Raw genomic sequence first — 17,889 nt, 5'->3', positions numbered from 1 at the left:
TTATTAATGAAGGTAAACATTGTATTTAAAAAATAAGTTGGCTTAATTAAACTTTATAAAAAAGAATAAATCGCAATTTTTTAACGCTTACAAATTTTGCTGGCGTTGATAGTAACTTTACAGGCTTGAGTGTCAGTTGATTGCCAATGCTGGATATCGGATGGCGCAGTACAGCCAGCATCTTCAATAAGTAAAATGTCATCCTCACACAGTAATAAAATGGCATTTTTATCTTGAATGAAAACTTTTAACTGATAGTCCTCAAAAGGGGTGAGTTTGTTTTTATTGCTGTTGATAGCAGCCATTAGTAATGCTTGCGGATCAGTATAGGTTTTGGTGCTGAACTTTAATGTGCCATCAACCGCGGCTGAAATATCTTTTAGTTGTGATGCAAGATCAGCCATCTTTTCTGGATCATGTGCATTAGCTAGGCTAGAGCAGCCCACAGATAAAACAATTACTAAGATTAGAGTTAAGTATTTCATTTTAAATATTCCACGCGGTTAAGTTGCCATTTTCGTCTTTACCGTTGTCTAAATTCCAATTACAAATTTGCCAGCACTCTCCATCATTAAAAATAGCATTAGCAATAATCGATATAAAATACTGTATATTTTCAACCGCTAAATTAAAAATGTCGTCGTAGTGCATTGGGCCATTTGGAGTATTAAGCTGCTCAATGTAAGTGTAATCAATCTCATCTTGGCGAGGGTAGAGTAGTCCATTGTTTGCCGCAACATGCCTTGCCCATGGAAAAAGCCGATATCCTTCTTCAGCATGATCAACAACCAGTTGAAAGCCTGAATGCCACGCATCAAAGTCAGGAGCTGCTGATTGTGCGTAATCTGGGTGGATATGCGATAAAACATGCTGCCATAGTTGTTTAATATTTTCATCAAGGCACTTATTCTGGTTGGTACACGAGCCGATATTCAGCTCAACGCGATCAGCAAGGCCAATTTCACCCAAGTTTAACCTTGGCCAAATATAAGCGTCTTGATTCATTTCACAAGTGCGGTGGTCAGTTTGGTTTTGCTCATACGGGCCCACTTTAAGCTCGACCACGGGATGAATGGTGATATCAGCTGCAACATGCGACATATAACCACACAGCCAAGCAAAGCATTTTTCTTGCGCTGATCCCTCTAGATTTTTGCAATACTTTACTGCTTCTTTAATTACATCACCGGTATTGTGATAATGCATTAAATCAGCCCATTTATTTTGCTCTGAATTACCCACAGCTAAATAAGGGTAGTCAGGCGATACACAGCCTAACTCAAGGTATTTTTGATTTTGACTTAAGATCAGCTTTGCTTTGGTAGGAATATTCATTCCAATCAGGGCGTTATTCTCAGTAGCTAAGTTAGCCGCAGTAATGTGTGCAAAGGCACCTGGCATCAGTAAATCCTTCTACTTAGTAGTTTTGTTAATATATTTGCAATTGATCCAAGTTGCAATGGTTAAGTAATTAGTCAAATAGGCTTATTAGTTAGCTTTAAAATGGACTGCGTAATTTTAGTTATCAATAAACGTAACTTGAGCTTAAATCCATCGAGCTCACAGGCTACTGCCAAGCTCTAAAATGGCTATCTATTTTAGTAGGAGTTTAGTTGCCAAGAAGCGGAGATAAAACTAGCTGAGTTGGGCGTAGCTCAAGCATATCTTTTAGAGGAATCGGCTGACTCGTTTATTCACAGGGTAAAGGAGTTGATGATAGAGCTAAGAAAGACAGTGAGCGGCACGAGCTAAGCGTGCCGCATCAGTTGTTACTCAACGATAAATGTAATGCGTTTATGACTCGAATAAGGAGCTATATCATCTTTTGCATAAACAAGCACTTGATAGTTACCTGAGGAAACTAAAGGCAATATTGCTGTATCACTTGTTTCGTTACCAATAGATGCAACCCTGCCATTTGGCAATAATACGAGCCATGTGTAGGTAATGGGATCTGTTTCTTTGTCATAGGCGTGTGCTTTGAGTGTTAAATTACTGCCTTTGATTTTATTCCCGAACATCTCAACATCGATAATGGTCGGCGCGGAGTTATCGGGATCTTCTACTTTGATTGCGACAAACCTTTTCGTGGTGTTTTCTCCGTCAGAGGCGGCGACTTGTAAAATGTAAAAGCCAGCAACATCAAAACGAACTCTAGCGCGGCTACCTGTTTCAGCAATAATATCTGCTTGGCTATTCGCTGGCCTATTTAGCCACTTCCAGCTCAACTCTACTTGCGCGCCCTCAGGCTCTTGTACTTCAGCGTAGAATAATTGCTCTGATAGGGTAAAGGTATTAAGCAATGGGCTTGGCAAGACGTTAAGTGCTGGTGGTGCATTTTGGTCGGAACTAAATGAAATTGCTGTTTTACCAGCATCGCTCTGTTTCTCTGAGACCGTTATCGTTTTTACGACTGATTCCGTACGGTCACTATTTCTATCTTTGAGTGTAAAACGAACCTTGTATTCACCGGCAACATCTGGAATAAAGAAGGAGATATACGACATAGTATAGGCTAATGTTACCTTGCTGGTAGCAGGAATACTGTCGAAGCTAAACATAGGAGTCGCAAAATTGTATTGCATGCTGTCTTTTGCATCAAGGTTAATAAACTCGTTCACTTCAGCGGTTTCAGGTGCGTCAAATGATGCTATGAGCTCTGGTCTATCATCATATACTTCTATCTGTTTGGTTACCGTTTCTGAATAGGCTTTACCATCATGTACCGTTAAGCTGATCGTGAATATGCCATAGTCTCTTCCTTCAAAACCAGCACTTTGTCCTTCAGGATTGGCGAGAAAGAAGTCTAATGCATTGTTAGCACTGGTAACTTGCCACTTATAATAAATATTATCGCCATCAGGATCTGAGCTATTTTTGCCGCTTAGTGTTACTTGCTTATTTTTACCCACTTTTTCCTCAAAAGGAGTAATAACAGCTGTTGGGGCATGATTTTTTGGCTCAATTGGTTTATCTGAAATGCTCACTGACGCTGTAGCAATAGACTCTGTTGAACCTGACTTAATGATTAGCTGAATTTGATATGTACCAGCTATATCGGCAACAAACTCGCTCATTAGGCTGCTATTATTTGCTATTTTTGCAGAGCTATTATCAGGCTTTTCAATAATTGACCAATCCACGCTTGAAATGGCAGGAACAATGCTACTTGTTCCTACTAATCTGACCGTTGAACCGGTGTATACCGATTGGATCGGATTGATTTTAGCAGTAATGGCACCTGAGCCGGTTGAACTATCGGTAGATGTATCTTTATCGCTATCACTGAGATTATTATTTTCTACTTGTGGCTTAGTTGAACTACCTGAACCGCCGCACGCAGTTAGTGTTACCCCAAGAAATAAAGCCAATAATATTAATTTTTTATTCATTTTAATGTCCCTATACTTTATCCTGGCAAACAAAATACATGCTTTAGAATATTTAATCTAGTTAAAATTTGTTCAGCACAAAGGTCAGCTTGTGCAAATATAGAAGTTAAGTTAAAAGCCCTCAGTAAAAAGTTAAAACTGCAATTGTGCAGTCATTTTCGTGCGCGCAATTTAGGTTTAAGCGGATTAATAACTTATTAAATAGAAAAAATGAAAGTAACCTTGTAGTAAAAGATTAACTCTTAATCTAAAAAGTAAATGTGATAGAACAGCATTGTTTGTTCAATTAGAGTGGCTGTCTAGTTTTATAATTTCGCATTCAAGATATATAGGCTTTGCGAAAGCACCTATAGAAAATAAAAGTGTTTTAATAACAATATATTAAAGAGATATTTTAACTTCTTTGAATAGAATTTTGATATGGCTTTTCGGGCATTATAGAGCACATATAATATAGTTATGTTTAATTCTCGATAATTACAGCTGTGCCCGAAGCAACGATAAATAACATACCTGATTTACCACCGCCAGATATCTCACTGTAATCTAAATCAATACCTATAACCGCATTAGCTCCGACTGAGATAGCTTCTTTTCTAAGTTCATTTAGTGCTGTTTTACGGGCATCTCTAAGCGTGTTTTGTATGCTGTTACTGCGACCTCCAAAAGTATCACTAAAACTTGCAAAAAAATCTTTAAAAATGTTCATGCCATAAGCGCATTCGGCAGTAATAACATCAATACGTTTTGTAATATTTAAGTTTGGCGCTGTTTCGGTTGTCAGTAGTACGTCTTTTGCTTCAACTTTGTTTAGTTTACTTGCAATAGCGTGTTCTATTTTCTGTTTATCATAGTCTTGTTTGGCTTTACTGCCATTAACACCATATTTTCTGGTTAGGTGGATATCTTTAGCTTTCTCTATTGTGTTAGCTACAGACTCAGAAATTTGTGTTAAGTATTTACCATAATAGAGCACATCGTAATGGTTTTGGTTTTGCTGGGTTCTGATTCCCGCTAATCCAAATTCTTTTTTCATGAATTTAAGGTAAGGCAAAGATATTTCTATTTCATTGCTGTTTAGGTCAGCTAGGTTTGTATCGTCGAAGCCTTCTATGAAAGCATCGCATTCTTTCATACCATGATTTTTATAAATACCAGATTGACTGTAGAGCGTTGTTAAGCTGCATAAAAATTGGCCTTTATACCAAATGGCTGCAATAGCATTATGCCCGTCTTTCTTTAATGCGTATGCTAAGTCTGATGTATTATATGTGTTACCAGTTATATTATTTATTAGCTCTTTATCTTTTAAGCTCCAGTCAGGCTTAGTATTTGATGGTGTTGATTTATCACTTTTAGAAAAAAACATATCTCTCCTTAGAAACTTTAATTGTAAAAAGTAGCTTGATTGTAGAATTGAACTTCAAGCATATGCTGATAGCTATACAAACATGCTTTAACTCTGCCAAGCAAACATTAGCATATAAAAGGGTATAATATGACTTAATAAAGGGGAGTTATGCAAAATTCACATCGAATAGAAAACGATAAACTAATTTTTAAAGCGCTGGTGGAATTGCTCAATCAATCTAGCCGATACAAAAATCCTAGTTATTATGCTTTAGTAAATCACCTTAATAATAAAGGTATTAAGACAAGCTGGGGGAACAATTGGACTCGGAAAAGCTTATTTAGGTATCTACAAAGAAACGGCTTTCTGGTGTGTGGGGCTTACGCAATAGCTTAGATCAATATACGAAACTAGCCAAGTTTATTTAGGGTATTTTCAGACATCGTAAAACGGGAGTTTCGCAACCAGTACGCACGAACAGCTAAATGAAGTAAGCTTTATTTCCCAGCTATAAAATGAGTAGAGTGGCTACAGATTGGCTACACGAAAGGTTTTTAAAGAAAACAACTTATATATAAATGAGGTTAAGTTGTTGAATTAAATGGTCGGTATGGAGAGATTCGAACTCTCGACCCCTGCCACCCCATGACAGTGCGCTACCAAGCTGCGCTACATACCGACGTTGCAAGCAATAGTACGTATATTTTTTCAAAAATCAATAAGCTTTTGTTTGTTTGAACATTTATTGCACGTACTGAGTGAAATAAATCATTTTATGAGGATGTTTAGTTATTTATCCAGTCATTGATCGATTTATACATCACATCTCGTAGTATAGGTTGAGCAGTTTTGTTAGGGTGTATGTTGTCGTTTTGCATCAGGCTATTATCAGCAGCGACATTCAAGATAAAAAATGGCATTAAATGGCTGTTTGTGGCACCAGCAACCTCAGCAAAACTAGCGGTAAATAATCCGGTATAACGTGGCCCATAGTTAGGCGGGATGTGTACTTCCATAATCGCTACTTTGGCATCAGCTTGTTTGCTCTTGCTCACTAAACTGGCTAGGTTTTCTTTTAGGCGTTTAATTGGAAAGCCACGCAGGCCGTCGTTACCACCAAGCTCTATAAGTACATGGCTCGGTTGAAACTCATTAAGTAGGGCGTCTAAACGACGCAGTGCGCCACCGGTGGTTTCGCCACTGATACTGGCATTGATAAGTTGGATTGGTGCTTGCTCGTTGTCGTACTTATCTTGTAACAGTTTAACCCAGCCTTGCTCTTGTTTTAAGCCGTAGGCGGCGCTTAAACTATCACCTAAAATTAAAATTGTGTTGTCAGCTGCCGCACTAAGTGGTTTGATTACTAATAGTAAAACGAAAATAAAACGTAGGATTGAATACATCATATGTCAGCGCTATCTCAATTAAATATCATTCAGGTTAAAGGTCTTTCTAAAACGGTTAATACCCTTGAAGGGGATTTGCCCATCCTCAGTGACATCACCTTTAATGTCAAGTCTGGAGACTCAGTTGCTGTAGTTGGTACCTCAGGTTCAGGTAAATCAACTTTATTAAGTTTGCTCGCAGGGCTTGACCAATCGACTCAGGGATCAATTTATTTAGATGGTGAGCCGCTGCATGAACTTGATGAAGAAGCGCGTGCGGCATTAAGAGCTGCAAAAGTCGGTTTTGTATTTCAATCATTTATGTTGGTACAGAGTTTAACAGCACTTGAGAATGTGATGTTACCGGCAGAGCTTGCTGGTGAAAAAAATGCCAAGCAACAAGCACTCGATCTTCTGGAAAAAGTAGGTTTAAGTCATCGTATTGAGCATTATCCGTCGCAATTGTCTGGTGGTGAGCAGCAGCGTGTAGCGATTGCTCGCGCATTTATTGGCACACCAAAGATTTTATTCGCCGATGAGCCATCAGCAAATCTTGATAGCAAAAATGGTAAGTTAATTGAGTCACTGTTATTCGAGCTTAATCAGCTTCATGGCACGACGTTGATTTTAGTCACACATGATGAGGCGTTAGCAGCAAAGTGTCAGCATGTGTTACAAATTGAAGCGGGTCAATTAGTTAAAAATACCAATGAGGCTGTGGCGAATGTGGGTTAAATTAGCATTAAAATTATTTAGCCGTGAATTTCGCCGTGGTGAACTTACGGTGATTTGTGCGGCCATAGCGTTGGCGGTATTGACGGTTTTAACGCTTTCTATGGTGACTGATCGCATAGGGCAAAGCATCGCGCAAAAAAGCAGTGCCTTTATTGCCGCTGATCGCGTGCTGGCAAGCAACCATGAATTACCGGGTGAATATTTAACAACAGCAAGCGAATACAACTTACAAACCGCACAGCTCACTTACTTTGATACTATGCTGTTTGCTAATGACGAAATGCAATTAAGCTCAGTAAAGGCGGTGTCGGAGCATTACCCACTTAAGGGCGAACTAAAAGTTAAAAGCAGCTTAACCGGCGAGGTTGAAGTGGCCACGCAAGGGCCAACTGTTGGTAATGTGTGGTTTAGTGAATCGGTATTTTATGCACTAAATGTAAAAGTAGGTGATACGGTTGAGCTTGGCGCTGCGCAATTTAATATTGAAAAAGTATTGGTGGAAGAGCCTGATGCGCCATTTAATATTTTTTCAAGTAGTCGTCGTGTGTTGTTAAATAACCAAGATGTAGAAAAAACTGAAGTGATCCAGCCGGGCAGCCGTGTTTTTTACCGTCAGTTGTATGCAGGGGATGAGAGTAACCTTACTGACTTTTATAGCTGGCTAAAACCACAAATGAAAGAAAATCAGCAATGGTATGGTGTTAAAGACAGACAGTCGCCGATTGCAAATAGCTTAAACCGCGCTGAAAGCTTTCTATTATTAGCGGGATTATTGGGCATTATTTTAGCGGCGGTGGCGATTGCCGTGTCTGCAAAGCGTTATTGCGAACGCCAATATGACCCAGTTGCGATGATGAAAACCTTAGGTGGTAGCCGATCGACAATTCGCAAAATTTACTTACTGCATTTATCACTGGTGTGTGCTTTGTCGGTCATACTTGGCTTAGCCATTGGCTATGGTTTACAAGAGATAGCTACTAGTTATTTAGCTAAATCAATGAACAATACTCTTCCTGCTGCGGGTATAAAACCGTGGTTTGTGGCGATTAGTACTGGCGTTATCTGTGCGGTGATGTTTTCAATCAAGCCGTTATTAGATTTATTTGATATTCCACCGCTTAGGGTATTACGCCGTAACTTAGGCGATAAGCTATTAGTAAGTAAAGTGCATTTAGCGATGTCGGGCTTAACAGTCTTTTTATTAATGTGGTTGTTTAGTAATAACCTTAAAATTACCGCTATTTTGTTTGTCTCTACTTTAATTTTGATTGCAATACTGTTTGTATTATCGCGGTTAATTTTTGGCAGCGGACGTAAACTAGGATTGCGCCCGGGGAATAGTTGGTCATTAGCGATTGCTTCGTTGCAAAAACGTGCCAATGCTAATGCGGTACAGTTGATCAGTTTTTCGTTGGCAATAAAGCTATTGTTATTTTTAGTGGTGCTGAAAAACGATATGATCGCAGATTGGCAATCGCAACTTCCAAGCGACGCGCCGAATGCTTTTTTAGTCAATATAACCGAAACTGAATTGCCAGACGTAACAAGCTTTTTAGAGCAAAAAAATATTCAAGTATCTGAGTTTTACCCGACTATTCGTGGTCGCGTAAACGCTGTTAATGGTGAATTAGTTGCTCGCGAAGTCTCATTGCAAGACAACGAAAAGAAAGACGAAGAAGCACGCGCAGGTATTGGCCGTGAGCTAAACCTTACATGGTTAGAGCAAGTCCCTGTGCAAAACGAGATCATAGACGGGCAGTGGTTTGGCGACAATGCCACCGCTGAAGCATCGATCGAAGAATCTATGCTAGAACGCTTAGATGTGAAACTGGGTGATACGCTAACATTTTTGATTGGCGCCCAGTCATTTGATGCCAAAATAACCAGTGTTCGTAAAGTTAATTGGGCTACTTTGAAGCCTAATTTCTTTATTATATTAAGCCCTGATGTATTGGCTGATTTTCCTGCGACGTATATTTCATCGGTGCGTATCGAAGCCGATCAAAAACGCGATTTTAGTGAGCTACTACGTGCCTACCCGACAATCAACGCCATCGACGTTGACAGCTTTGTCAAACAAATACGCTCTACTATTTCGCAAGTATCGCTGGCAATTGGATTTGTACTGGCGATAGTGGTGATGTGTGGTGGCTTGGTTTTAATTTCGCAAGTGCAAGCAAGCCTTGGTGAACGGATGCAGGAAATTGTCATATTGCGTACCTTAGGCGCCAAAGGGCGGCTAATAAAAAATGCCACTTTATATGAGTTTTTATTGCTGGGCAGCGCTGCTGGTTTTGTCGCTGCGTTGGTCAGTGATGTGGCTTTATTAATAGTGCAACGTGAGATGTTTGACTTAGCAGGTAAGCTGCACCCGCATATTTGGCTTATTGGACCATTAGTGGGTGGTGTGTTTGTGGCATCACTGGGCTACTTTATGATAGCTAGAACCATGCGTAAAAATACCCAAGGGTTACTACGCTCTTTAGCCTAAAAGGTTAGCAATTAAACAAGCCCGTTTTTACGGGCTTTTTTATGCCAATAATGCACTGGTAATTTATACAGTGCTCTGGCATTATTAGCGTACTTAACTATTTACACTGATTGGGCAAGTATTGGCTATTATTTTAGGGATTGATCCTGGCTCACGATTAACCGGTTATGGGGTGATTGCCCATCAAGGTGCTAAATTTACTTATTTAGGCAGCGGTTGTATAAAACTGGCCGATCACGAGTTTCCTATTCGATTAAAAATGATTTATCAAGGGATCAGTCAACTAATCGAACAATTCTCTCCCGATCATTTTGCCATTGAAAAAGTATTTATGGCGCGTAATCCTGATTCAGCTCTTAAATTAGGCCAAGCCAGAGGGGCTGCAATTGTTGGTGCGGCAATGGCTGAGTTACCGGTGTTTGAATACTCGGCGCGGCAAATTAAACAAGCGGTGGTAGGGCACGGTGGTGCCGATAAATCGCAAGTGCAGCATATGGTTAAAAATATTTTAAAATTACCAGGCACACCGCAAGCGGATGCAGCAGATGCATTAGCCATTGCGATATGCCATGCTCATTCCGATCAAAATTTAATAAAACTAGCGGGCAGTGCCAGTAAAACCGTTAGAGGACGATTAAGGAAATAACATGATAGGTCGCTTAAATGGCATCTTAGTAGAAAAACAACCGCCAGAAATTTTGCTTGAAGTAAGCGGTGTTGGTTACGAAGTTAACATGCCGATGACGTGTTTTTATGATTTACCAAACATTGGCGAAAATGCCATTGTGTATACTCATTTTGTAGTAAGAGAAGACGCCCAGTTATTATTTGGCTTTAATAATAAAATAGAGCGAGCATTATTTAGAGAGCTATTAAAAGCCAATGGCGTTGGGCCAAAGCTCGGATTAGCAATACTTTCAGGGATGTCGGCTAAGCAATTTGTTAGCTGTGTGAATAACGAAGATGCCACCAGTTTAGTGAAACTGCCAGGCGTAGGTAAAAAAACCGCAGAGCGCCTGGTACTTGAAATGAAAGACCGATTAAAAGATTGGGGTAATGACTTATTCACGCCATTTAGTGATAATGCAGTTATAGAGCCCGCCTCTGACGCACTTATTGCTAATAATGCGGCAGATGATGCAATCTCTGCGTTAGTGTCATTAGGTTATAAATTGGCGCAAGCACAAAAAACAGTAAAATCAGTGGCCAAGCCTGGTATGTCTACAGAGGTTCTGATCAAAGAATCTCTAAAATCAATGTTGTGAGTAAACCATGATTGAAGCGGATCGTTTAATAGATGCGACTGAACAAAGTAATGAAGATGTAGTCGATCGCGCGATTAGACCAAAACTATTAGCCGATTATACTGGTCAGCCCCATGTTAAACAGCAAATGGAAATATTTATAGAAGCTGCACGGAGTCGGGGTGAAGCGCTTGATCATTTATTAATATTTGGTCCGCCGGGTTTGGGAAAAACCACACTAGCAAACATTGTTGCCAATGAGCTGAATGTTAGTATTAAAACAACCTCGGGCCCAGTGCTTGAAAAAGCCGGTGATTTAGCCGCACTACTGACCAATTTAGAAGAAGGCGATGTACTTTTTATTGATGAAATACATAGGCTAAGCCCGCAAGTTGAAGAAATACTCTATCCTGCAATGGAAGATTATCAACTCGATTTAATGATTGGTGAAGGGCCCGCAGCTCGTTCCATTAAGCTCGATTTACCCGCTTTTACCTTAATTGGTGCTACCACTCGCGCAGGCTCGTTAACCTCACCACTTAGAGACCGTTTTGGTATTGTGCAGCGTTTAGAGTTTTATTCGGTGGCAGATTTATCGACTATAGTGGGGCGCTCTGCTCATTATTTAAATTTAGCCATGTGTGATGAAGGCGCCATTGAAATTGCTAAACGCTCTCGTGGTACGCCACGTATCGCCAATCGATTATTACGCCGGGTACGAGATTACACGCAAGTTAAATCAGACGGTACTGTAAATGCCGAAGTGGCAGAGCTGGCACTTAATATGATTGATGTCGATAAAAGCGGCTTTGATTATATGGACCGTAAATATTTACTCGCGATCATTGAAAAGTTTATGGGGGGGCCGGTAGGGTTAGACAACTTAGCCGCCGCCATCGGTGAAGAAAAAGAAACCATTGAAGATGTGATCGAGCCTTACCTCATCCAGCAAGGATTTATCCAACGTACGCCAAGAGGGCGTATTGTGTCTGATAACGCCTATCATCACTTTGGCTTATTACCCAAACAAGAATAAAGTACATTTATTGTAGCTGTATGCGTGCGTATGGCTGCAAACCCACCTCATACATCTTCTATACTGTTCTTTTAGCCACTATTCAAATGTCTATTTTGCTGTGTTTAAGTTAATCGCGTGATTAGCATATTACTTAAAGTTTAGATTATTTAGTTATTTGGGCTAATGCAATTCACATACTGTTAAGTTTGTAAACGATATTGTATGCGCCATAGCGAGGTAGTGCTGTGCGTGATTTGCAGGCAAAAAAAAGCCCGCATAAAATGCGGGCAAACAACAAGTTGAAGGAAGTAATCTAAGTAACACTGCTTAAATTCATCAAGTTTTATCAAGAAGACTTTAAGCGTAGCAATACGAAAAATCAGAATCATATTGCAAAGAACTGGGCTGAATGAAGTATTCATTGCTGCGCTAGCTCGGTATGGGAGAATAATACGCAATAGTTGGTTTTTGTTCAAACTAGAAAAATTTAATTTTCAGATAAAAAAAACTAATAGCAAGATTTTTATGGGCGCTTTATTTTTGTTCATAAAATTCACGGTCGTATATTAATCTATTGAATTTGTGATGTTTTATTTATTTGAATGATTTTTTTATAGATTAGTTAAACTGTTGCAATGACTATGCTTATAGTCAATTATGCTTGTTTATTCATTAAGAGTGAATAAAGAGGGTGTTTTACACAGTTTTTGTTTATAAATAAGCACCCCAGCATGTATTTACCTCGGCAGTACAATCTTAAATTGTTGCGTCAAGATTGCCGAACAAGGCTATAAAAATGGAGTCAGCCTGCTCTTCAACGTTTTTTGTTGCTAATTCACAGCAATAGCGTTGTCAGTACTGAGCTGAATAGATACACTAGTTGCAACTTTTGGCCATTTTTTCGGTCATATACCTAGCGTATAATGAAATGTTATTTATACAAGAAATCTTATTAGGAGTTTAATGTGGGTTCAGGGCTTAATTTTTTAGATTTAATTCTAGAAGCAAGTTTTCTTGTGCAATTAGTTATGCTGGCATTATTAGCTATGTCAGTGATGTCATGGGCAATTATTTTTCAGCGTAAAAAAGCAATTTCGGATGCATTATCCAATACTAAGCGATTTGAGCAAAAATTTTGGTCAGGCATTGATTTAAGTAAACTCTACAATGAGATCTCATCGCGTAGCGGTAGCTCAACTGGTGTTGAAGCATTATTTATAGCAGGCTTTAAAGAGTTTGCTCGCCATAAGAAAAACTCTTTTCAAAGTGCTAGCATTGTAATGGAAGGGACGCATCGTTCAATGCGAGTTGCGTTATCTCGCGAAATCGAAAAATTAGAATCAAGTTTATCGTTTTTAGCAACAGTGGGGTCTATCAGTCCTTACATTGGTTTGTTTGGTACTGTATGGGGCATTATGAATGCTTTTATCGCGTTAGGCGAAGTTAAGCAAGCAACCTTACAAATGGTTGCCCCAGGTATAGCTGAAGCGCTTATTGCAACAGCTATGGGTTTATTCGCTGCTATTCCAGCGGTTATTGCATACAACCGTTTTGCTAATAGAGTTGAAAAGCTAGAATCTAACTACATTAACTTTATGGAAGAGTTTGCAAATATTTTACACCGTCAAGCAGCTACCCAAATAGAGGCAAAAGCGAATGTATCAGCGTAAGAAGCGTCGTCCTGTTGCAGAGATAAACGTAGTTCCTTACATTGATGTAATGCTGGTGCTACTGATTATTTTTATGGCCACTGCGCCTTTGATCACTCATGGCGTTAAAGTTGATTTGCCAAAAATGGAAGAATCAGATTTAGTTGATACTAAAGATACGCCACCGATCATTGCTTCAATTGATGCACAAGGTAAGTACTATGTCAGTATCGGTACTGATCCAGAAGAACCGATGGAAGCATTAGATGTTGCCGCTGTTATCAAGTTGCAACTGATGAAAAACCCAGAAACCCCAGTGATGATCAAAGGCTCAGGTAAAGTATCGTATCAAGAAGTACTATTATTGATGGATTTCTTAAAAAATGCCGGTGTACCTTCAGTTGGATTAATGACTGAATCGTTTGAAGGGAATAAAAGCTAATATGGGTCCTTCAGTATTAAAATCAGTGCTATTGCACCTCGCTATAGTTGGCGTTTTGATTGGAACCGCGAGTTTTCATACTTCACCGCCTACAGTAATGGAAGTTACCTTGAACAAGGCTATGCCTGATGCTGAAAATGCTGTTTCAGCGGTGACTGTTGACCAGAAAATGGTTGAGCAAAAAATTGCTGAGTTGAAACGCAAAGAAGATGATAAAAAACGTGCTGAAGATAAGCGCATTCGTGATTTAGAGCGCCGAGCATCTGATGCACGTAAACAGCGTGAATCTGAAGACCGCCGGATCAAAAAGTTAGAGCAAGAGCGTCGCGCGAAAGAGAAAGAAACCGCACAAGCCCAAGCTCAAGCTAAAAAAGCGCGTGAAATAGAGCAAAAAGAACGTGAAAAAGCGCAGCAGGCTGAAAAGCAAAAAGAACAAGCTGAACTTGCTGCTAAAGCTGCTGCTGAAAAACGTAAAGCAGAAGAAGAGGCTTTAAAGAAAGCTGAAGACGACCGTAAACGCGAAGAGTTAGCTGCTAAAAAACGTGCAGAAGCTGCTGAAGAGGCACGACAAAAAGCGTTACAAGAGCAAATGCTGCAAGAGCAACTGGCTACAGAGCAAGCTGCACGTAATAAAATACGTCAGCAACAGGTAGGCACTGAGGTTGATAAATATAAAGCATTAATTATGGCGCGTATTCAGCAAAATTTATTAATTGATGAAAAGATGAAAAACCAACAATGCCGTGTGAATATTCGCTTAGGTTTTAATGGTCTGGTCACACAAGTTACATCTTTAGGTGGTGATAAGTTAGTATGTGAAGCGGCGCTTAGAGCGGTTCGTATGGCTGATACACTGCCAGTTTCTAAAGATAAAGATGTGTTTGAGCAATTAAAAAATATTAACTTAACAATTAAGCCACAATTTTAAAGGAATGGTATGTTCAACAAGTTGAAAACAGTTTGTTTAATTTTCGTTTTAGGCTTTACCAGTGTTGCAAATGCGGCACTTGAAATAGTCATAACCGAAGGCATTGATGGCGCGCGACCTATTGCGATCGTGCCATTTAAGTATAAAGGTGTGGGGCCAATTCCACAAAAGCTCAGTGATGTGATTGCTGCGGATTTAATGCGTAGCGGTAAATTTAAACCCATTGACGTTAATGCCATGCCACAGTTACCTAGTAAAGACGCAGACGTAGACTATGGCGCTTGGGTAAATAAAGGTGTTGAAGCGATTTTAGTTGGTGAAGTCGAACAACAAACTGATGGCCGTTACTTAGTACGCTATGAGCTTATTGATGTTATCCGAGGCCAAATCACTGGTGGTGAAACGCAAATGATGAGTAACGGAAAACTTATTAAAAACCAAGATCATATTCAAGAAGCACGCGAAAGTGTGATCAGTGATACCGGTTTTAGACGTTATGCACACCGCATCAGTGATGTTATTTATGAAAAACTCACCGGTGAGCGCGGCGCATTTTTAACTAAAATTGCTTATGTCATTGTACGTGATGATGAACCAAAGCCTTACCAGTTAGTAGTTGCAGATTATGATGGTTTCAATGAGCAGGTTTTATTACGCTCGCAAGAGCCGCTTATGTCACCAGCATGGTCACCAGATGGCACTAAACTAGCGTATGTAACCTTTGAAAATCGTCAAAGCCAAATTTATATCCAAGATTTATACACTGGTAAGCGTGAACTCATAACAAGTCACCAAGGTATTAATGGTGCGCCACAATTCTCACCCGATGGTAAAAAACTACTATTGGTGCTATCAAAAGACAGAAACGGCGCTACAGAAGTGTATATGCTAGACTTAGCAACGCGTAAAGAAACCCGATTGACTAACCACCGTAGTATAGATACTGAACCGTCTTGGCATCCGAATGGTCAAGATATAGTGTTTACTTCTGAAAGGGGTGGTAATGCTCAGATTTATAAGTTAAATTTACAAACAGGTAGGTCACAACGAATGACCTTTGATGGTGATATGAATCTAGCTGGTTCTATTACCCCTGACGGCAAAGAATTAGTGATGGTTAACCGTACCAACGGGCAGTACCATCTTGCTAAGAAAGAGCTGGCTACAGGCGCATTTCAAGTGTTAACACGAACGCGCCTAGATGAATCACCGAGCGTAGCACCAAATGGTTCGATGATCATCTATAGCACGCTACATAATAATAAGCAGGTACTAGCGCTAGTATCAATGGACGGTCGCTTTAAAGCACGGTTACCTGTGCTAAATGGACAAGTAAAGGCACCCGCGTGGTCGCCTTATTTACAGTAATTTTTGCTGGTTTACTCAATATAGGAATCTACTCAATGCAACTTAATAAAATACTTAAAGGCCTGCTAATTGCTGTGCCAGTTATGACACTAGCAGCTTGTAGCTCATCTTCGGATATCGATGAAGGTGCAGCAAATCAATCAAATCAAGCGACTGTTGAGCAAACAACTGATAATGACACTGTCGAAGTTGCGACATTAACGCCAGAGCAGCAAGCACAAGAAGAACTTCGTCAGAAGTATGACGAATTGCGTCAAGAACAAGTGATTTACTTTGGTTTTGATACTGCGACTATTCAAGGTCAGTATGGCGAATTACTTCGTGCACATGCTGAGTTTTTAGTTAAAAACCCATCTGTTAAAGTATTAATTGAAGGTCATGCTGATGAGCGTGGCACTCCTGAGTACAATATTGCACTGGGTGAGCACCGTGGCCAAGCAGTTGAAAAATACCTACAAAGTTTAGGTGTTTCTGCAAGCCAAATGTCAGTAGTGAGCTACGGTGAAGAAAAGCCGATGGTTAAATCACGTACTGAATCTGCTTTCGCTAAAAACCGCCGTGCGGTACTAGTTTACTAAATTAGAGACATTATGAAGCCGAAAATTATTTTGGCAGCCATGATATTGAGCGGGAGCACCCATGTTTGGGCTGCTCCCGCTCCTGTTTCAGAAGCTGCGAGTTCACAATCGAGTATAGAAAAACGCCTTGCTGCCCTTGAAAGTATGATGCAGTCGAGAAATTTATTACAAGTTGAGTTACAGCAACAGTTAAATAGGCTGCAAGATGAAGTGAGCCAGGTTCGCGGGATCACTGAAGAGCAGACCTATAAGCTTGAAAAAGTACTGCAACGTCAACGTGAGCTGTATCAAGAAATAGAAAATCGCGTTAGCCAAGCTTACTCGCAACCTAGTGCAGAGCAACACGCAGAGCCTGTTGCATCGCAAGCTATAAGTTCTGATCTGTCTGAGAATGAGGCATACGAGCGTGCAGTGGCATTAATCATGAAGGATAAGCGCTATGATCAGGCAATTCCAGAGTTTCAAACGTTTTTAACAACATATCCAAATTCTGTGTATGCGTCTAACGCTCATTATTGGTTAGGACAATTATTAACAATTAAAAATGATCCAGTAAAGGCATCGGAACATTTTAAAGTTGTTGTAAATGAATTTCCAAATTCAAATAAGCGTCCAGATGCCATGTTAAAGCTTGGTACTTTATTACAAGAGCAAGGTTTAGCCGAACAAGCGTCAAAAACCTTTAATGATTTACTTAACCAATACCCAAGTACAACTGCTGCAAAATTGGCCACTGATCGCCTTTCAAAAATGTAGAATCAGTTTGATTAGACTGCTTTTTGTCATAAGCGGTCTAAAATTGGTCAACTAGACATAAAAACTTAAAAAAAGAGACATTTTCTGTTGCACTCATTTTTTAAATAAGTATTATAAGCGCCCGCAGCAAACGAATGGTTCAACCACTCGAATTGCGACAAAAAGAGCGGGTCATTAGCTCAGTTGGTAGAGCAGTGGACTTTTAATCCATTGGTCGATGGTTCAAGTCCATCATGACCCACCATTCATTATTTAATAATAGAATGGTCTTTATCGGCGGATTTACGTATTAATGTTTTGTTGCATTTTGTTGCAGCAGCAGAGCGGGTCATTAGCTCAGTTGGTAGAGCAGTGGACTTTTAATCCATTGGTCGATGGTTCAAGTCCATCATGACCCACCATTCTTTATTCGTTGAATAGTAGAGTGGTTATAATCGGCGGATTCACGCACCGTGTTTAGGCACATCAGAGCGGGTCATTAGCTCAGTTGGTAGAGCAGTGGACTTTTAATCCATTGGTCGATGGTTCAAGTCCATCATGACCCACCATTCT

The 17,889-nt window shown here is 39.9% G+C and carries 16 protein-coding genes and 4 tRNA genes; 14 read left to right on the top strand and 6 right to left on the bottom strand.

What is annotated here, in order from left to right; translation table 11 throughout:
* Positions 1-80 precede the first annotated feature (80 nt).
* The 6 genes from PSR9079_RS15465 to PSR9079_RS15435 all read right to left on the bottom strand — a co-directional run bounded on the left by PSR9079_RS15465 (position 81) and on the right by PSR9079_RS15435 (position 6,149).
* Positions 81-485 carry a hypothetical protein gene (locus PSR9079_RS15465; RefSeq protein WP_149982333.1) on the bottom strand — a complete coding sequence of 135 codons (405 nt, stop codon included), beginning with the start codon at positions 483-485 and terminating at the stop codon, positions 81-83.
* A 1-nt stretch (position 486) separates the two neighbouring features.
* A complete protein-coding gene (locus PSR9079_RS15460; protein WP_149982332.1) occupies positions 487-1,401 on the bottom strand; it encodes a zinc dependent phospholipase C family protein in 915 nt (304 codons plus the stop codon).
* Positions 1,402-1,769: 368 nt separating this feature from the next.
* The gene (locus PSR9079_RS15455; protein WP_149982331.1) at positions 1,770-3,392 is read right to left on the bottom strand and encodes a PKD domain-containing protein; all 1,623 of its coding nucleotides are present in this window, start codon (positions 3,390-3,392) and stop codon (positions 1,770-1,772) included.
* 463 nt (positions 3,393-3,855) lie between these two features.
* The gene (locus tag PSR9079_RS24200; protein ID WP_342799459.1) at positions 3,856-4,761 is read right to left on the bottom strand and encodes a YbjQ family protein; all 906 of its coding nucleotides are present in this window, start codon (positions 4,759-4,761) and stop codon (positions 3,856-3,858) included.
* A 584-nt stretch (positions 4,762-5,345) separates the two neighbouring features.
* Positions 5,346-5,422, bottom strand: a tRNA-Pro gene (locus PSR9079_RS15440).
* A gap of 106 nt (positions 5,423-5,528) precedes the next feature.
* Entirely contained in the window at positions 5,529-6,149 is a 621-nt protein-coding gene (locus PSR9079_RS15435; protein WP_145233087.1) for an arylesterase, read from the bottom strand.
* Between PSR9079_RS15435 and PSR9079_RS15430 the strand changes: the two genes are divergently transcribed.
* From PSR9079_RS15430 to PSR9079_RS15365, 14 genes are all read left to right on the top strand, one after another.
* Positions 6,150-6,863, top strand: a complete 714-nt coding sequence (locus PSR9079_RS15430; RefSeq protein ID WP_145233088.1) for an ABC transporter ATP-binding protein — start codon at positions 6,150-6,152, stop codon at positions 6,861-6,863. It abuts the gene before it with no gap.
* Positions 6,853-9,354 carry an ABC transporter permease gene (locus PSR9079_RS15425; RefSeq protein ID WP_149982330.1) on the top strand — a complete coding sequence of 834 codons (2,502 nt, stop codon included), beginning with the start codon at positions 6,853-6,855 and terminating at the stop codon, positions 9,352-9,354. The genes PSR9079_RS15430 and PSR9079_RS15425 overlap by 11 nt, the downstream gene beginning before the upstream one ends.
* Before the next feature lie 121 nt (positions 9,355-9,475).
* On the top strand, positions 9,476-10,000 hold the full coding sequence (ruvC, locus tag PSR9079_RS15420; RefSeq protein WP_149982329.1) for a crossover junction endodeoxyribonuclease RuvC: 525 nt from the start codon (positions 9,476-9,478) through the stop codon (positions 9,998-10,000).
* Position 10,001: 1 nt separating this feature from the next.
* Entirely contained in the window at positions 10,002-10,619 is a 618-nt protein-coding gene (ruvA, locus tag PSR9079_RS15415; RefSeq protein WP_145233091.1) for a Holliday junction branch migration protein RuvA, read from the top strand.
* Positions 10,620-10,626: 7 nt separating this feature from the next.
* Positions 10,627-11,634: a Holliday junction branch migration DNA helicase RuvB gene (ruvB, locus tag PSR9079_RS15410; RefSeq protein ID WP_145233092.1), complete on the top strand. Its 1,008-nt coding sequence runs from the start codon at positions 10,627-10,629 to the stop codon at positions 11,632-11,634.
* Between the two features lie 947 nt (positions 11,635-12,581).
* On the top strand, positions 12,582-13,286 hold the full coding sequence (gene tolQ / locus PSR9079_RS15405) for a protein TolQ (RefSeq protein ID WP_149982328.1): 705 nt from the start codon (positions 12,582-12,584) through the stop codon (positions 13,284-13,286).
* Positions 13,273-13,707, top strand: coding sequence for a protein TolR (tolR, locus tag PSR9079_RS15400; RefSeq protein ID WP_149982327.1), 435 nt, complete (start codon positions 13,273-13,275; stop codon positions 13,705-13,707). Before tolQ ends, tolR begins: the two co-directional genes overlap by 14 nt.
* Before the next feature lies 1 nt (position 13,708).
* Entirely contained in the window at positions 13,709-14,635 is a 927-nt protein-coding gene (gene tolA / locus PSR9079_RS15395; RefSeq protein WP_149982326.1) for a cell envelope integrity protein TolA, read from the top strand.
* Between the two features lie 9 nt (positions 14,636-14,644).
* A complete protein-coding gene (gene tolB, locus PSR9079_RS15390; RefSeq protein ID WP_149982325.1) occupies positions 14,645-16,003 on the top strand; it encodes a Tol-Pal system beta propeller repeat protein TolB in 1,359 nt (452 codons plus the stop codon).
* A 35-nt stretch (positions 16,004-16,038) separates the two neighbouring features.
* Positions 16,039-16,581 carry a peptidoglycan-associated lipoprotein Pal gene (gene pal / locus PSR9079_RS15385; RefSeq protein ID WP_149982324.1) on the top strand — a complete coding sequence of 181 codons (543 nt, stop codon included), beginning with the start codon at positions 16,039-16,041 and terminating at the stop codon, positions 16,579-16,581.
* Positions 16,582-16,593: 12 nt separating this feature from the next.
* Positions 16,594-17,337: a tol-pal system protein YbgF gene (gene ybgF / locus PSR9079_RS15380; protein ID WP_149982323.1), complete on the top strand. Its 744-nt coding sequence runs from the start codon at positions 16,594-16,596 to the stop codon at positions 17,335-17,337.
* Between the two features lie 168 nt (positions 17,338-17,505).
* Positions 17,506-17,581: transfer RNA gene (locus PSR9079_RS15375), tRNA-Lys, on the top strand.
* A gap of 81 nt (positions 17,582-17,662) precedes the next feature.
* Positions 17,663-17,738, top strand: a tRNA-Lys gene (locus PSR9079_RS15370).
* A 71-nt stretch (positions 17,739-17,809) separates the two neighbouring features.
* A tRNA-Lys gene (locus tag PSR9079_RS15365) sits at positions 17,810-17,885 on the top strand.
* The last annotated feature ends 4 nt before the right edge of the window (positions 17,886-17,889 follow it).

It is taken from the genome of Pseudoalteromonas rhizosphaerae (genome assembly GCF_902498845.1).
In the GTDB taxonomy this organism is placed as follows: domain Bacteria; phylum Pseudomonadota; class Gammaproteobacteria; order Enterobacterales; family Alteromonadaceae; genus Pseudoalteromonas; species Pseudoalteromonas rhizosphaerae.
Note: the sequence above shows the minus strand (reverse complement) of the source record. Positions and strands in the feature narration are given on the sequence as shown.

Bases quoted from the DNA above. Each gene is read 5' to 3' on its own strand.
- PSR9079_RS15435 (WP_145233087.1), bottom strand. From the start codon at position 6,149: ATGATGTATTCAATCCTACGTTTTATTTTCGTTTTACTATTAGTAATC.
- tolR (WP_149982327.1), top strand. From the start codon at position 13,273: ATGTATCAGCGTAAGAAGCGTCGTCCTGTTGCAGAGATAAACGTAGTT.
- tolB (WP_149982325.1), top strand. From the start codon at position 14,645: ATGTTCAACAAGTTGAAAACAGTTTGTTTAATTTTCGTTTTAGGCTTT.
- ruvA (WP_145233091.1), top strand. From the start codon at position 10,002: ATGATAGGTCGCTTAAATGGCATCTTAGTAGAAAAACAACCGCCAGAA.
- PSR9079_RS24200 (WP_342799459.1), bottom strand. From the start codon at position 4,761: ATGTTTTTTTCTAAAAGTGATAAATCAACACCATCAAATACTAAGCCT.
- PSR9079_RS15430 (WP_145233088.1), top strand. From the start codon at position 6,150: ATGTCAGCGCTATCTCAATTAAATATCATTCAGGTTAAAGGTCTTTCT.
- PSR9079_RS15455 (WP_149982331.1), bottom strand. From the start codon at position 3,392: ATGAATAAAAAATTAATATTATTGGCTTTATTTCTTGGGGTAACACTA.
- ybgF (WP_149982323.1), top strand. From the start codon at position 16,594: ATGAAGCCGAAAATTATTTTGGCAGCCATGATATTGAGCGGGAGCACC.
- PSR9079_RS15460 (WP_149982332.1), bottom strand. From the start codon at position 1,401: ATGCCAGGTGCCTTTGCACACATTACTGCGGCTAACTTAGCTACTGAG.
- ruvB (WP_145233092.1), top strand. From the start codon at position 10,627: ATGATTGAAGCGGATCGTTTAATAGATGCGACTGAACAAAGTAATGAA.
- tolA (WP_149982326.1), top strand. From the start codon at position 13,709: ATGGGTCCTTCAGTATTAAAATCAGTGCTATTGCACCTCGCTATAGTT.
- pal (WP_149982324.1), top strand. From the start codon at position 16,039: ATGCAACTTAATAAAATACTTAAAGGCCTGCTAATTGCTGTGCCAGTT.
- PSR9079_RS15465 (WP_149982333.1), bottom strand. From the start codon at position 485: ATGAAATACTTAACTCTAATCTTAGTAATTGTTTTATCTGTGGGCTGC.
- PSR9079_RS15425 (WP_149982330.1), top strand. From the start codon at position 6,853: ATGTGGGTTAAATTAGCATTAAAATTATTTAGCCGTGAATTTCGCCGT.